The sequence below is a fragment of the Mesorhizobium sp. M4B.F.Ca.ET.058.02.1.1 genome (genome assembly GCF_003952505.1).
Lineage (GTDB): Bacteria > Pseudomonadota > Alphaproteobacteria > Rhizobiales > Rhizobiaceae > Mesorhizobium.
In genome coordinates this window covers 4,584,861-4,600,106 of record NZ_CP034450.1, presented here as the reverse complement: position 1 = coordinate 4,600,106, position 15,246 = coordinate 4,584,861, and the positions used below count along the sequence as shown (strand labels likewise).

Annotated in this window: 12 protein-coding genes and 1 pseudogene; 4 read left to right on the top strand and 9 right to left on the bottom strand. The window is 58.8% G+C overall.

Annotated elements, in window-relative coordinates; genetic code table 11:
- Positions 1-10: 10 nt before the first annotated feature.
- Positions 11-754 (bottom strand): LuxR family transcriptional regulator, encoded by a 744-nt coding sequence (locus tag EJ073_RS22525; RefSeq protein WP_126057662.1) that lies wholly within the window; start codon positions 752-754, stop codon positions 11-13.
- Positions 755-1,432: 678 nt separating this feature from the next.
- On the opposite strand from EJ073_RS22525, the gene EJ073_RS22520 reads away from it, so the two are divergent.
- Positions 1,433-3,211 carry an ABC transporter ATP-binding protein gene (locus EJ073_RS22520; protein ID WP_126057661.1) on the top strand — a complete coding sequence of 593 codons (1,779 nt, stop codon included), beginning with the start codon at positions 1,433-1,435 and terminating at the stop codon, positions 3,209-3,211.
- Between the two features lie 473 nt (positions 3,212-3,684).
- Positions 3,685-3,883 (top strand): annotated as a pseudogene (locus EJ073_RS32970) (7-cyano-7-deazaguanine synthase); the annotation flags it as partial.
- Positions 3,884-3,938: 55 nt separating this feature from the next.
- Here EJ073_RS32970 and EJ073_RS22515 read toward each other — a convergent pair.
- From EJ073_RS22515 to EJ073_RS22485, 7 genes are all read right to left on the bottom strand, one after another.
- Positions 3,939-4,952, bottom strand: coding sequence for a 1-aminocyclopropane-1-carboxylate deaminase (locus EJ073_RS22515; RefSeq protein WP_126057660.1), 1,014 nt, complete (start codon positions 4,950-4,952; stop codon positions 3,939-3,941).
- A gap of 273 nt (positions 4,953-5,225) precedes the next feature.
- Entirely contained in the window at positions 5,226-5,603 is a 378-nt protein-coding gene (locus EJ073_RS22510; protein WP_126057659.1) for an exopolysaccharide production repressor protein, read from the bottom strand.
- A 27-nt stretch (positions 5,604-5,630) separates the two neighbouring features.
- On the bottom strand, positions 5,631-5,948 hold the full coding sequence (gene fdxB / locus EJ073_RS22505) for a ferredoxin III, nif-specific (protein WP_126057658.1): 318 nt from the start codon (positions 5,946-5,948) through the stop codon (positions 5,631-5,633).
- A complete protein-coding gene (locus EJ073_RS22500; protein WP_029356497.1) occupies positions 5,945-6,148 on the bottom strand; it encodes a CCE_0567 family metalloprotein in 204 nt (67 codons plus the stop codon). The genes fdxB and EJ073_RS22500 overlap by 4 nt, the downstream gene beginning before the upstream one ends.
- A gap of 46 nt (positions 6,149-6,194) precedes the next feature.
- A complete protein-coding gene (locus tag EJ073_RS22495; RefSeq protein ID WP_240992585.1) occupies positions 6,195-6,638 on the bottom strand; it encodes a DUF269 domain-containing protein in 444 nt (147 codons plus the stop codon).
- Positions 6,639-6,968: 330 nt separating this feature from the next.
- The gene (locus EJ073_RS22490) at positions 6,969-8,126 is read right to left on the bottom strand and encodes a TlpA disulfide reductase family protein (RefSeq protein WP_126057657.1); all 1,158 of its coding nucleotides are present in this window, start codon (positions 8,124-8,126) and stop codon (positions 6,969-6,971) included.
- 449 nt (positions 8,127-8,575) lie between these two features.
- Complete coding sequence (locus EJ073_RS22485; RefSeq protein ID WP_029356503.1) at positions 8,576-8,770, bottom strand: hypothetical protein; 195 nt, start codon at positions 8,768-8,770, stop codon at positions 8,576-8,578.
- A gap of 944 nt (positions 8,771-9,714) precedes the next feature.
- Here EJ073_RS22485 and EJ073_RS22480 point away from each other — a divergent pair.
- Both EJ073_RS22480 and pyrE read left to right on the top strand, forming a co-directional pair.
- A complete protein-coding gene (locus tag EJ073_RS22480; protein ID WP_126057656.1) occupies positions 9,715-10,500 on the top strand; it encodes an acetoacetate decarboxylase in 786 nt (261 codons plus the stop codon).
- A 1,029-nt stretch (positions 10,501-11,529) separates the two neighbouring features.
- Complete coding sequence (pyrE, locus tag EJ073_RS22475; RefSeq protein ID WP_126057655.1) at positions 11,530-12,126, top strand: orotate phosphoribosyltransferase; 597 nt, start codon at positions 11,530-11,532, stop codon at positions 12,124-12,126.
- Positions 12,127-13,276: 1,150 nt separating this feature from the next.
- Here pyrE and EJ073_RS22460 read toward each other — a convergent pair.
- Positions 13,277-14,575: a SidA/IucD/PvdA family monooxygenase gene (locus tag EJ073_RS22460; protein WP_126057653.1), complete on the bottom strand. Its 1,299-nt coding sequence runs from the start codon at positions 14,573-14,575 to the stop codon at positions 13,277-13,279.
- Positions 14,576-15,246 lie beyond the last annotated feature (671 nt).

The window sequence follows — 15,246 nt, the reverse complement described above, 5'->3', positions numbered from 1 at the left end:
AGCTGCGCACCTATTGCGGTTCGATAATCCCAAGTTTCGAAGCCTTTACAGCAGCTGATGTTCTGCTGGTCGAATCCAACTTCCGCATCACGTTTTTAAGATGGAAATCTACGGTATATCGTGATATCCCTAAAATAGTTCCGATGACCCATGACGATTTTCCTTGTGACACCAAATCAATGCACTGTATTTCTCTCGGAGACAGGTTATGAACTTGTTCCGACGCAGTCGTAGTGTCGAACTTCGTAACCCTCAGATGAAACCGTAGCGCGGCCATTTGCAGGTAGGTGATCGCTCTATTTTGCAATTCGCAGTCCGAGGATTGAGCAAAACTCATAAACCTAAAGCTGTCAGCAGGGCCATGTAATGGGACGGTAACGCCTGACCTCAAGCCGAATGTTGCTGCTTCGTCCAAGACGCGGCGTCCATCTTCAGTTATGCTTTCATCGGTATACACCTCGCTCCATCGAAAGGCCCCTGCCTCCTTTCGACCTTTCTTGATGAGTGGGTCTATTTTGGCATAGCCCATTCTCGAGTAGCGCTCCTGCCATTCAGCAGGATAATTCCACATCACCACAGAATCCTGTCGGTTCGGCTTGAAAACCCTCTGTTTTGATGCGAGCGGGCCATAGGCAATCCACGGGCAATCGAACTTCAGCGCAAACGCGGACAACAGTTCGAACAACTGTTCGGATTGCGCGATATCATCAGTCATGTCGAGGAATAGACCTAACTCGATCCGCGGGAGTTCCACGATCTCTCCTTCAGTTGCGTCCTCAGGTGCGCAGCTCCAGCCCAGCATCGCAACATGCGTAGTATGGGAATCGACAGCCGGAGTTTCTTCCGCCACCTAAAGACGTACGATCAAGAGTCGTGCCACCTTGCGAGCGGAGCTTTCTTCAGGTTGTAAACCGACTGGAGCGAGGTACCCAGGAGGCGAACCGAACAGCACTGTGTCGGGGAGCGCACAATCCGACAGTCGAGCATTCGATTGACGGAATATGGGCAGGAAAGTATTCGCGGCGCGTTTTTGAAATCAGCACCTAAGCGCCGGGCACGTGAGAAAGCTGCGTTGCAACTGTACTTATTTGATCGAGGCAACGTGATGCACCAGGTGATGATCGCCAAACACGCTTAAAGCATAAAGAAGAACAATTTTACATCGATAGCATCGGCCTTTCTTTTGCAATCTCCCTCGAGTTTGGGATAGCCGTAGCAATCGTATTCGACTGGATCCCAGCTGACTTTCTCCAGGCTCGGTAACCTGCCGGTGCGGCTGGTCCCGCTCAGTTGGCACGACTTTTGAAGCCCACCGTTGCGAGGCGGCAGGAGCTGCCCGCCAAACTGACCCTGTGTGGGGGAGGTCGAAAATTCCAGCTTTGTCATTTAACTTCTTTGGGACCGAGCGTGTTGATGCGCCCGCTTGGAAACCATGAAACGCTTCCCCGTCCATGGGCGCGATGCCACTTGTCGCGACGTCTTTACTTTTACTGTCCACCTCTGGAACCGGCAGCCGGCCCGGCTCGCGATCATCATGAGCGCGATGCTCGCCTCCACGCTGGCTGACGTGCTGGTGCCGCTCTATTCAGGCCGTCTCATCGACGCTGTTTTCCGAGGCGACACTGTCCTTGCAGCCTTCTCTGTACCGTTTGCACTAGCACTCGGTGCCATTGCCATTCGCCACGTCGCCTTGATTGGCCTGAACGACCTGGTGCTGAAGATGATGTCCGATGTCGCGAACGAAGCGTTCTATCACCTCCAGCGCTTTTCGACAGACTGGCATGCGAACAGCTTCGCCGGCTCGACAGTGCGCAAGATAACACGCGGCATGGGGGCGCTTGAGCTCCTAAACAGCACTATATTAATCGCGCTGCTCCCGTCCTTTATCATTTTGGTAGGTTCGACGGCGCTGCTCGGCTGGCACTGGCCGGTCATGGGCCTGATCTTTGCGTGCGGCGCTATCATCTACCTTGCATTTGCGATTTCGCTGTCGCTCAGCTATGTCGCGCCGGCGGCGAGCCTTGCTAACGGGTGGGACACAAGGCTCGGCGGAGCGCTTGCGGATGCGGTCAGCTGCAACGCTGTGGTCAAGGGCTTCGGCGCCGAGGGCCGCGAAGACGAGCGCCTAGCAAAGATCGTTACCAAATGGCGGCACCGCACGCGCCGGGCTTGGATGCGCGGAACGACAATTAGTTCAACCCAAGGTGTCACTTTGGTGGCTCTCAGGATGGCGGTGGTCGGGTATGCCCTTTTACTGTCGTCGGATGGACGTGCAACGCCTGGCGAGATCGCATATGTTCTCACGTCCCTCGTCGTCCTCCAGGGCTATCTGCGTGATACCGGCGTGCACGTCCGCAACGTGCAGCGCTCGGTTAATGAAATAGAAGAACTGGTCGCCATCCACAATCAGCAGCTGGATGTTGCCGACCATTCAGCGGCCAAGCCGATCCGGATCACAAAGGGGCGCATTGTTTTCGAGAACGTCCATTTCCGCTACAGCAACCATCTCCTGCCGCTTTACAGCGAATGTTCGCTGTCGATTGAAGCTGGCGAGAGGGTCGGGCTGGTTGGTCCCTCCGGTTCCGGCAAGACAACACTCGTGAAGCTCATCCAGAGACTCTACGACCTGAGTGGCGGCCGGATCCTGATTGACGGCCAGGACGTCTCCGAGGTGACCCAAGAATCGCTTCGTTCGCAGATTGCAATAGTGCAGCAGGAGCCTATCCTGTTTCACAGGTCGCTAGCCGAGAACATCGCTTATGGCCGGCCTGGTGCTAGCCAGGCCGAGATCGAGCAAGCGGCACGAATGGCCAGTGCACACGAATTCATCGCGCCCCTGCCGAAGGGCTATCGGACCTTGGTCGGCGAAAGGGGTTTAAAGCTCTCAGGCGGCGAACGCCAGCGGGTGGCGATCGCGCGCGCCTTCCTGGCGAACGCGCCGATCCTCATCCTGGACGAGGCGACGTCAAGCCTCGATTCGGAATCCGAGGTGCTCATTCAAGAAGCGATGGATCGGCTGATGGTTGGTCGGACCACGCTTGTCATCGCACACCGGCTGTCGACGGTCCGCGCGCTCGATCGTCTGCTCGTCTTCGACCGCGGCCGCATTGTCGAGGACGGCGATCATGCGGCGCTGGTCGGTATCGATGGTGGCATTTACCGCCGCCTATATGAACGGCAGGCATTGGAACTAGCGAAAGGCCTTGCCTGATCGCCAACCGGGTTGCGCGATGCGCCGAGCCGTTGCCGGAGAGGCGTGTGGCAGTGAGGCCTTACCGACGAGCGGGGGGCGTTACGGCCGGCAAAACCACCACGGCCGGAACTGTCCGCCGAGCGGGCGGGCGGGAATGCACCACGTCTAAGCTTCGGCGAATGCGCGCAGTTACACGCCGGCACCGAATTGTCGCGCCTCACGGCGAACGCACCAAAAGGGCGGCAATGTCGGCGGTCATTTGGGTCCGGGAAGTGTGCGGCCCTCGCCGTTACCCACATTTCGCCAAAGAAAGCGAAGTCAACGCACATTGAAGAGGGCGGTGCTTCCCGGCCGGCTGGGAGCCCTGTCGCTGGCCCAACCTGCCGCACGCCAGCACGTCAACGCATCAAACTCCCTTCGGTTCGCAAAGGCGTCCCTCGCAGACCCGGAAGCGCAGGAGCTCCGACCGCAGTCTTCGCTCAACTCTCGCCATTTGCTCCGGGGGATTGGATTCCGTTCCCTTGCTACCAGAGTGGCAGCTGAGCACGAACTCGCCGGCCTCGTGTCTTTCGATTACGGCCAACGCCCTAGGACGAGATTGGATTCGCCGGCCCTCTGCGGAGCGAATGAACAGTTCTACAGATCATCGACGTCCGCGAAATTGACCTCGGCCTTTCCGGCCCAGCGCTGAACGGTGTTATGCACGTCCGGTACGGCAGGACGGGGAATCGTAGTCTGCGGAATGTCAGCCGTTGCGAAACGTGTAGCCGTACCCGTTGATCGCCGGCGCGCCGCCTAGATGTGCGTAGAGGACCCTCGATCCCTCTGGAAAGAAGCCCCTCTGGACGAGGTCGATCATCCCTTGCATCGATTTGCCCTCGTAAACGGGATCGGTAATCATGCCCTCGAGCCGCGCGCACAGACGGATTGCCTCTTTGGTTTCCTCCGATGGAACGCCATAACCCGGGTACGCGTAGTCCTTGAGCAACACCACGTCTGCCTCGACAATTTCCGTTCCGAGGTGGACGAGCTTCGCTGTATTTTGGGCGATGCCAAGCACCTGCGCCTTGGTCTTGGCGGGCATGGCGGAGGCATCGATACCAATCACGTTGCGCTGTCGACCGTCCTTGGCGAACCCGACGAGCATGCCGCCGTGGGTTGAACCAGTCACCGTACAGACGACGATATAGTCGAAGGCAAACCCAAGCTGCTTTTCCTGGGCGCGCACCTCCTTAGCGAACCCCACATAGCCCAGGCCGCCGTATTTGTGGACAGAGGCGCCGGCCGGTATCGCATAGGGCCTGCCGCCCCTTGCCTTGACCTCATAAAGTGCCTTTTCCCAGCTGCGGCGGATGCCGATGTCAAAGCCCTCGTCAACCAGGCGCACCTCTGCCCCCATGATGCGGCTCAAGAGGATATTGCCGACCCGGTCGTAGACGGCATCATCATGCGGGACCCAGCTCTCCTGGACCAGGAGGCATTTCATGCCGATCTTGGCGGCGACCGCAGCGACCATGCGCGTATGGTTGGACTGCACGCCACCGATTGTGACGAGCGTATCGGCATCTGACGCGATCGCGTCGGGCACAATGTATTCGAGCTTGCGCAGCTTGTTTCCGCCGAACGCGAGACCGGAGTTGCAGTCCTCGCGTTTGGCGTAGATTTCCACCTTGTCGCCCAGATGCTTGCCGAGGCGGTCGAGCCTCTCGATCGGCGTGGGCCCAAAGGTGAGCGGATAACGTTCGAATTTTTCCAGCATGCTTTCTCCAGCAAAAAAGTACCTGAACCGGCTACGCACCGGTCAGCCCAAGGGTGTGTGTGATCAAAGCCACCCGTCTTTCGAAGCGGGTGAAGAAGACGTTCATCGTTATTACAGCACCGAGTTTGTCATTGCGACAAGCAGACCGCATCCGGCGTGCTGCGATGACTCTTATGTGCCTAATCGACCAACCACCCGCATCTCCCGGCCTAAGGACAAACCGAATGTGGTCGCGTCTTAGCCGAACACAGATTCCCTATACGATCAGCTCAGTCATGAGAGCGTGACCAAAATTGGTGTGGGGCTGAGCACTGATCCTGTCATCCGCGCATCAAAACAGCAGCGCATGCTGGGCATTCGACCAAGCCGGGACACAGCTGAAATTTCATTCCGCAGCTGATCAGAGTCAGACGACTGGTACCAAGCTTTCCTGGAACCATCGACATGCTGGCGGCTGAGGCGAGTTCCACGAGCGCGGCTAGACTGCCAGATCAGAAAGAGCACGCTGCCGAAATAGCAGGCCTGAAGCAGCAGCGAACAGGCCAGCGTCGTGACGACTGCCAGACGGAGCGAATCCAAAGCGACGTAAACAATCAAAGCATTGCTGCACAGGACCAGCCCCAGGAGCCGACAAAAGGATGTGAAGTGCAACGCCGTTCTCCTGGTTTTTCGGCCTGATCATGCTGCGAGCTCGTCGGCCGCAACATGGGTCTGGCAGTTCTTGGGGCAGACGCGGGCGCAGGCTCCGCAGCCGATGCAGCGGCCGGCATTGGCGACAACCATGATCATGCGATTGAGCTCGCCGTCGAAATCGTCGTCCTCGTCATCGCAGGGGCCGAGGATTTCACCCGCGTCATCGACGCCGTGAAGATGCATCACATCACGCGAGCAGACCTTGAAACAACGGCCGCAGCCGATGCAGGTCTTGCTATCGATGAAGGTCAGGTACGACGGCATCCAAATGGAGCCGTCACGAGTGGTGAATGTGCGCATCATCCTAAATTCTTCATTGAAGCGAGTTCTCTCTTGGCAACATCCAACTCGGCATAAACGGCGTGGGTTTTCTCGGCGACTTCCTGTATGTCGGCCCACTTGCCCGGCAGACCCTCGACAAGGTCCTGCAATGCCATCTTGGCAATAGCTGCACGCAACTGGAGCTTTCGGACTTTCTTCCTCATCTTATCTAGGTCTGACATAGATCCTTCCTGGAACAATGGTTTTCTTGATGCGCGCCATCTCGGGCTAGGCTTCAATGACTGCAGTCGCATCGTCGACCAGTTTCGTACCGGCCTCAGCCAGTTTGCGGAGAGTCTCGAAGCCGAACCGGTGGACATCTCGATAGAACGACCAACCGCCGGAAGCCCCCAGGGGTTTCATTCCAATTATTGGCGACGTCGACACGCCGGAGCGCTCCTCAATCGCAAGCGCCACGGCGGTGTAAAACATGTCGAGCCTCCACAGCGCGTCCGAATCAGGATCGCCGATGAGAGGGGTCGCACATTGCTGTTCCTTGGTGATGATGAATTCGGCCAGCAGCTCGGCGTCCGAATTGCCTTCCCATAAGCCGAAGGAATCCTGAGTACGGATCAGCCGCAGAAGGCATTTGACGAACGGGCGAGCAAGGGCTTCTTCGTCCTTGTTGACAGCAGGGCCAACCGGTGCATGAGGCATTTCGTTGTTCCTCATTTCAGTCTTCGTCTTCGAGGGACGATTTCCTTTTCCTGCGATGCCCACTCCGGGCCCACTTGCGTGGCCGACGAATGGCTTGGGCGGCCCAACCCCACCCAAGAGTGCCCCGTGGCCGACCTCGACATGTCCACGAGTGCGAGACCTACGGCGCGAATTCGCGGCGCACATCGTCTGCGCCGCGATCCGACCGGTGGTCAACGCAATTGAAATCCACCCTGCCGCAAGCCGCCCGCCCTTGCTGCATCGACATACTTGCTGCGAAGCGAGCCTCGATGGGCGGATTGGCCAGTGTTCAATTCCAATTGTCAGTCCCTTCGCGATTCTTGCTCAGGAAGCGACTGCGTTTTGAGTTTCGGGTGCCTTGTTTTGCGGAGCCACACAAAGATCCGCGTGACAGGCAGGCTCACCCGTGTAGTTGGCCAGTGCTTGGAGCAATGGGGTAAGATAGTACTGTTTGGTGTGGTCCGGAATTGGCCCCAGACGGTCCACCGATTTCAGTGCCACCTCGATCAACTCGATTGCGCGATCTTTGTTGCCGCTCTCGTAATAATACTGAGCTACCGGGAGGTACCGGCGGTATTTAAACGGGCCATCGCCTTGTGGGGGATTTAAGGTCAGTATCTGTTCCGAGAGCTCGTTGCCCATCGCAAAGCGCTCGGCGCGCGGAAGATGGGAATTGTCCATCGTGGGATCGAAGAGTTGGTTGAGGGCCAAGGCCATCCACGACACCGCCTCGGACGTTTTGTCGATCGCGTCCTCGACCAATTCTCGCATGACCGGCATGCCGGTCTTGATGTCGCGCAGCTTGTGAAGCAGAAGATCCGCATGAATCTGCCGGAACTCATAAGAGTCTGGCATCAAGGCGAGGCCTTCTTCGATGGCCAAGAGCGCCGCCGTCCAATCCTCGGCCTGCATCGCCGGCGTAAGTTTGGCGTATATCGGCCGGGTAAGCGACATTTCGCGCGCTGCAAGTTGGTTATGCGCGATGCGCTTTGCATCGGCGGCTTTCGCTTCATAGCTGCTGCGCCAGCTGCCGTTAAGGACTTTCGGCAAAACGTCATCGAGTTCCGCCGGGTGGCCAATAAAAGCGATGTGGCCGTCGCGGTCGACCACGAACGAGGTGGGAATCCCAATCGAAGAGCTGGGATCCATCCAGAGCTTGTTCATTTCGCCAATGTAATCGAACCCGATACGATAATTCAGATTCGGGAACTTATCGGTCAGCCAGGGATCCACGTTGGTCCGCGCCTCGTCCGCGGTTGCAGCCTGTTCGCAAGCTGCGACTCCGATAATCTCAAATCCGCTGTCTTTATATTTCTCCTGCAGTTCAATCAAATGGGGCATGGCGTCGACACATGGTCCGCACCAAGTCGCCCAAAATTCAACGAGGTAGACCTTGCCGGGCTTAAAGTTCGTGACGGGCTCGCCACGCAGCCAGTTCTCCACTTTGATCGGAGGAGCCGGGGACCCCATACGCAGTTCCATGATGTTCTTATCCAAAGCTACCCACACCTTTCGTGGCTTTTATGCGTAGTTGGTTTCTCTGTCAGAATCGCAACACACGGATCAGGAGGCCATCGCTCGTCTTGCGCGTTTGCATGCGATTCAGCCCTCTCACAGTGTTGCCGCCCATCAAGCAGCAATGGGCGTGCCAACCCCTCTCAGCTCCGGTAAGCGGCGGGGAATGCTTTGAAAATTCTCCACGAGCCCAAACACGGCCGATTGTCGTGGACCTGACATGTCTTCTGCCGCTGTCGGGTTTCGCCCTCTTGAGCCAGCCGCTTTAGGACAGGTGAGAGCTTGGATGGCTCGCCTGTCATTAGACTGGCCGGCGTCCTCGAGCAGTGGCACTTTGGCGCCGGGTCGAAAGTGCGGGGCGGCTTGGTCCTCGTGCCGCCACCGCCGCGTGTGGATCCTTGCCTCGTGGACATAAATCACCACGCGGCTGGCAAGTCGGCGGCATTGGGCTCAATCAGCGCGGCGTTGAGCCCCGACAGCACGTAATGCTGCACCAATGTATCGGATGCCCTTCGCTGCCTCCACTTCTGCAGCCAGGCGTCGAGCGACGCTACCTGCCCACGTTCGAGCGCGACTGCAGTAATCTGCGCCGCAGGATAGCCAGCCGCCATTAGAAGGTACTTGGGTCGGATAGGCATTCTGCCAGCAAATGAGGTCCGCTGTATTTCCTCGCGATGGATCACAGGCGTTCTCGGGTGATCGGGCACTATGCAAGGCGCGTCACGCTGACTAGCGCCTCGAACCACACCGGTAAAGACGGCGAGGCTAACACGACGGATATCGCAAGATCCCTTGAAATGTCTCGTTCCCCGGCGGAGCGCGTCCAGCTCACCTTGCGGGCGTACCAGCGCCGAATGGGTACGCACGACGTCAACCTGCCTTTGGGCCCAGAGCCTCCTTGCCCTAGCCGCATGGCCCCGGCTGGTCGAGAATTTCTGGTCGTCGAGCAGTAGAACTCTTTCACATGATGGCGAATGCGCGGCGTCCAGTGGGAGAACACCTCGGCATAAAGAGCGTTACTTCCCGGGCCGACGGTGGTGAAGCATAGCGCCCCGGTCGGAGCTATTTGCCTGAGGGGCGGAGGTCCTCTTGCGCAAAAGACACGTCCTCCCAATCCGCAAGCGGTCCTGTTCGGCGCTATCCGATGTCCGACAACGTCGGAGGCGTAACGTAGCTGAGCAAGATCTATCGCTTTGCCTCGAACGATTCTCATTTGGCATGGCGCGTGCGCGTTGATCCGCAAACCCCGCCATGAGGCGAAATCGGAGCTGGCCGCCACTCCACTTCCTCCTACCACGAGAGCAGACGGGAAGCAGCGCCTTCAAATGAGGAACAAAATCACTTTACCTCGAATCTTGCCTCTCGACTACAACCGGACCCATGGAACCGCGTCCGCGACCATACAATGAGTGCGCCCCGAGGCAATGGCCCAGCGCAAAATGGCTACGCGCGATCACGCCATGCATCCAGGCTAACGAAGGCACCTCGGAGAGCCTCGCCGCCATCATCGAGACCTATCTAAGCCCACTTGAGCCAGCACAAAGGAATTTCAAACATGCACCAAGATACCGTCCGTGGGAGAGCTTTCGCCATGCCCCTGACCAGCCCGGCCTACCCGGCCGGCCCATATCGCTTCAGCAACCGGGAGTATCTGATCATCACATATCGCACCGATCCGCAAAAACTGCGCGACCTTGTGCCGGAGCCGCTTCAGGTGTGCGAGCCTCTGGTCAAATTCGAGTTCATTCGCATGCCGGACTCGACGGGCTTCGGCGACTACACGGAAAGCGGACAGGTCATCCCTGTCTCCTTCTGCGGCCGCAGGGGGAGCTACACCCACTGCATGTTTCTCGACGACCATCCGCCGACAGCGGGCGGACGCGAGTTGTGGGGCTTTCCCAAGAAGCTCGCCAGCCCAACGCTCCGAACAGAGACGGACACGCTTGTTGGCACGCTGGACTACGGCCCGGTCCGCGTCGCGACGGGTACGATGGGCTACAAGCACCGGGCCGCGGACCTTGGGAGCGTTAAGGCCTCGCTCGCCGACCCGAACTTCCTCCTCAAAATCGTCCCGCATGTCGACGGCACGCCGCGCATCTGCGAACTCGTGGAATACCACCTGGAGGACATCGATCTGAGAGGCGCCTGGACCGGCCCGGCAGCCCTGAACCTCTGGTCGCATGCGCTTGCCCCCGTCGCCGAACTGCCGGTGCTGGAAGTAGTCTCGGCCGTACACCTCGTCGCCGATCTCACGCTCGCGCTCGGGAAGGTCGTCCACGACTATCTCGCGGAAGCCGAGCCTCGCCATCGGAAAGGAAGAAACCATGAACTTTCACAATGATATTTTGTTGAACCAGCGCGACGGGGAGCCGGTGGCCGGCTTATCGACAAGGTGGCGGTGATCGCCGAAGCCGCGAGCGGGGTCGGCAAGGAAAGCGCGGTTCGCCCGCGAGGGAGCAAGAGTGGTCCGCGGATCTTGATCACAGCGAAGTCCAACAACGGCGTCCGGGATCGATCGATTGACGAAAAATGGTTGCCAGGGTGAGGGGCAGGTGGAACGCGGCTGATGCAGGCAATCGAAACCTTCGGGCGCCTCGATGTCCTGTCAGCAACGCCGGCGTCCAGAACGTAGCGCCGCTTGTCGAGTTCTGCCACAAGACGCTTCCCGCCCGTGATAGGCTCCATCTCACGGGTGTCGGCGAAACTCAATGTCACCAAAATCAGTGTAAGGCTCGGCCTGCTGTTCGGCGTCTGCCTCAGAGGCAGACGCTCGCCCCTGTCGCCGATATCGCCGTAAAGACTCGGCCGGCAGGGGAGGTGGACTACGACCTACCTTGAACTTTTGCTTTTTACCGTCGTCAGATGAAGCGAGCCGAAATGTTGCGCCGCGGTGCTGATGACAAAAATTCTCGGCGGCTCGAACTTTACCTCTCGCGCCTCTACGAGGAGGTTGCACGAAAAGCGCGGCCTTGCCCACTCGTCATCACAAGAGCGACACGGGCCGACATGGCGGCCGAAACGCTCACCTCATGCGCAACCTGGTTAAGAAGCTGGCGCAAACGGGGCCGAGCGAGGCGGAACTCGAGCGGACGAGGATGAAACGCCCAAATCCTCAAAGAGACGGCCCGCATCGAGAAAAGCCGTGCCTGCCGAGATCGGGCAAGGGCGGGTAGCCAACGCTACCCAGCCGTAGGGAAACCCGTGATCACGCTTTAGGCACCCAATAACGATAATGGAAAAATCTGCGCGAAACGGTCGCACCGGTATTGACATTAATTGACACACCCCGCGAACACTTGCATAAGCCACATAGCGGTAGTGACTAGGTGCATGCCGCACCCAATTTTTTCCCTAGGGCGAGGTCAGATCTATGGCGGCACTGGCAAAATTCAGACCAGTTGATTCCAGCCAACACGATAAGGACGAACTCCGCGAAATCGTCCGTGAGCGCTCTTTTCGATCCGGACGCTACACGCTCTCGTCGGGCATAGAGAGCGACATCTATTTCAATATGAAGCCTACCATGATGATGGCGCGAGGCGCGCAACTTGCCGCTCTTGAGTTCCTAAAAATCGCTGAGCAAGTGAAAGCAGAGTACGTCGGCGGCCTTGAAATGGGAGCGGTCCCCGTAATCGGATCGATGGCAGCTGTCAGCTCGGCGATGAACAAACCCATAAACACGATCTTCGTTCGCAAAACTCCGAAGTCTCATGGCACAAGGGACGTGATTGAAGGTCTTGGGCCCAAAGAAGATCTCGAGGGAAAAGTCGTCCTGATCGTTGACGACGTTGCCACAAGCGGCAAGTCGATATTGAAGGCGATTGAAGAGGTTCGCCGCGTCGGGGGCATTGTAGGTGACGCAGCTTGCCTCGTGGACCGTGACGAGGGAGCTACGGAGCTGCTAGCCCAACATGGGGTCACGCTGCATTCCGTTCTGCATGCGAGCGAATTTGTGGAACGCCACTGACAATCTCATACAACGGCTTTCCGGCGACCTAGCCTTAGAGGACATTCCGCCGCTTTGCAGCGAGTGCAGGCGCCTCGCGAGTAAGGGCGACTGCCCTTGCCCATCCTCACTGCTTTTGGTGCAACATATGCTGGCTGCCGTTCACCAGCGGCTTGACGCCATTGACCACCTTTCTGAGCAAGGCGCCATCAGACTGAAGGCTTTTACCGATTATCTGGCGACGGTCGTTCGAATAGCTTCAGAGCGCGGAGACGCGGCACCCTGGATCGATCTAGCCAGCCGGTTTAGCGCCCTTTTCGGTCCCGACGAGGTTGCCCATTAATCTAGTGCTTATCGCTTTCCATGAACGAGCAGCCTCGGCGGCATCGCGTCATGGATCGCCAGCGGCATGCCGGCGCATGATGCGAGCGTAAAAGCGCCGAGCAGCCGGTGCTGAATCTCGGACGTGACGACGCCGATTGGCGCGATGCGCGTTGGCACGGGCCCTCGTGCCCAAGCATGGTGCGTTCCCATTCCGCGGCATCATGCTCGCGATCCCGTCTGTGCCGTGCTCAAGCAAGCGAGCCCGAGCGAACCGCCCCGGGGTAGCGGATTTAGACAATCGTTGGTGGAGTTGGCTGGCAAATTGGCGAGTTCGGCCTTTGGTTGGAAGACCGGCTTGCGGCGGGCCAACGAAAAGGAATTGGCGACACTGGAGTATGCCTTCACTGGGGTCGCGTCCTTACGCTGTAGCACGGCGGTCAGCGAAGCCGCTCGCGAGCGCCCCCTCGATAGCGCTGAGCGGGCGAGCGGCTTCGGGGCGGGCGCAGGGGCTGGGTAGACTGGGCCGGACTCACCTAACTCACCGGGTCCAGCCACGACATGCATCGCCAAAGGCAAGGACCCTCCCCGCTGACTGCGGGCTCAGCCATGGCCGCTGAGGCTACCGCACTCTTCGTCAGTGCCGGTTTTCTTCTCAAAAGTCCGCGCAATTTCGAGTGAACGTAAGGATTTAACGAGCGTAGGGGAAAACGTCCGCAGAATATACGATGTGCCTCAGGGCCCGAGTGCTTATTCGGTCAAGATGATCTGGGCTAAGGCTCCCGCCTTCGCCGCAACGAAGGCGTACATCATTCCCTGGATGCCACCGCCAATGAACAATAGTAGACCATTATATCCCGCTGCCCATTTCTTCGGCTACGAGGTCGGGCCGGCGCTCGATCAACGTACGGCTGATGAAGCCCAGATGCTCGGGATTGGTGCATGGCGCGCGCCCCAGAAGGCTGTCCAGGATGCGGCGCGCTCGCCAGGCCAGCAGGCCAAAGTTCGGATCAGCCAGCCCGCGCTGTCCAAGGCAGGCGTTCTGAACGAAAAGGCGTCTGTCTCGCGGTCCGTCCCAGTACACCGAAAAATCCTCGCCGATGGCGAACTCATTGCCGATCTGCTCGAGGCGATCTGCGATCGGTTCCAGGAAGTCCGGCAGCGCGTTCTCGTACCCCGTGGCCAGGATGACGATGTCGGCGGTTACTTCTCCGATGTTATCCATGCCGCGCTGCAGCGTGAGCCTGTGCCCCGCCCCTGCGTTGATGCAGCGCGACACGTTGCAACTTGGCCGCAGTGTGATGTCGCATTGGTGTGGCTCGAGAAAGGCGTGGTGGTAGAGCGCCTGATAGACCGCGCGCAACGTGCTCTCTGAAATCCCGTCGGAGGCAAGCGCGAAACGCCGCAGGAACAGCTGGCGATGCACCTCGCTCATGGCCGCAAAACGATCCGAAAAGCAAGGCGTGAACAGCTCGTTTGTGAACGGGTGGTCGTCGAAAGGCATCTCGCGCGTCAAGACCCAAGTGATCGCCGCGGGCCGCCGTTCTTTCGGCCGGCCGACAAGGTGCAGCAGCAGCTCGGCTCCCGACTGTCCGCCGCCAACCACGCAGACATGCTTTTTGTGCACCTCAGGATGGATATGCGCTAGGTCTGATGAGTGGAACAGGTTGGGTCCAGTCCAGCCATGAAACTGAGGCGGAATTTGCGCCTGCTTGCCTATGTCGATGACGAGGTTTCTCGCATCAAGGACCGCGTTGTCCGTCCGCACGCGAAACTCGCCGTCAAAGCGGATTTCGCGAACTGCCTCGCCGCCACGGACAAGCGGATTCTTCTGGAACGCCCAGTTGAGATATTGGGCGAACTCGGCTCTGAGCACCCCGTGAAATTGCGCATTGAGGAAATGGTAAAGACGCCCGTTCTCGTGGAGGTAATTTACGAATGTGTAGGCTGATCGCGGATTGACCAGAGTAACCAGATCCTGGAAGTGGCCGACCTGGAGCTCCGCGCAATCGAAAGCGCTGCCTGGATGTCCGCGGAAATCGACCTGCCGGTCCAAGAACAGTGCCCCTTGCGCAATCTCTTCCTGTATCTGACACGCAAGGCTCAAATTAGACGGCCCAGCACCGATACCAATGCAAAAGAGGTCCACTTATCCTTGCTCCTCTAGGAGTGTTTCCCAACTCAGCGGCATGTGCGCGGCGACCGCCAGGCATTGAGCATTGCGAACCTCACAGGCATCCTTGAGCCGCGGTCCCGACTGAGAGGAAGGCAAAAGCCTGCGCGGCCTTCCAGATCTTGGGCTCAATGGGCGACATCGACAGCGGGCACCGCATCATCCGAACCCAAGAGCGAGAAGGACCGCGTGTGATGCTGTCGCGCAGCTCTCCGGATTTTACGGCGGCTCCTAGCGGCTGCCTCCACCCCAGGATTGGCTGTTTCCCGGTTACGACGGAAGCGGCTCTTTCTTCGAGGGGCGTAACCATGGATAACGGCTCGTAATGCGTTCGTAGACTGCCATGCATGCAGCGTGCCGGATAAAGAAAACGTCAAACCAACGAGTTCGCGTAATTCCAGCTCGTCTGGAACCCGACATTGTCGCACGCCCGACGATCGGGCAGAGGAAGCTCCGCGGCAGCGGCCCTTGCACACCGCAGGCCTGACAGGGGGCAGCCGCCGATTTGACCCGCGTCCGGGTACTGATCAGGGGCCTTCCAACAGGGTTCGCGCCCCGAGGCGGGGGTCCCCTGGTACACCCGCCCTGTGGCTTGGCTGCGGTCTGCTGCAGCCGTTCGTCTTTACTGCCCGTTACAGACGATCTCG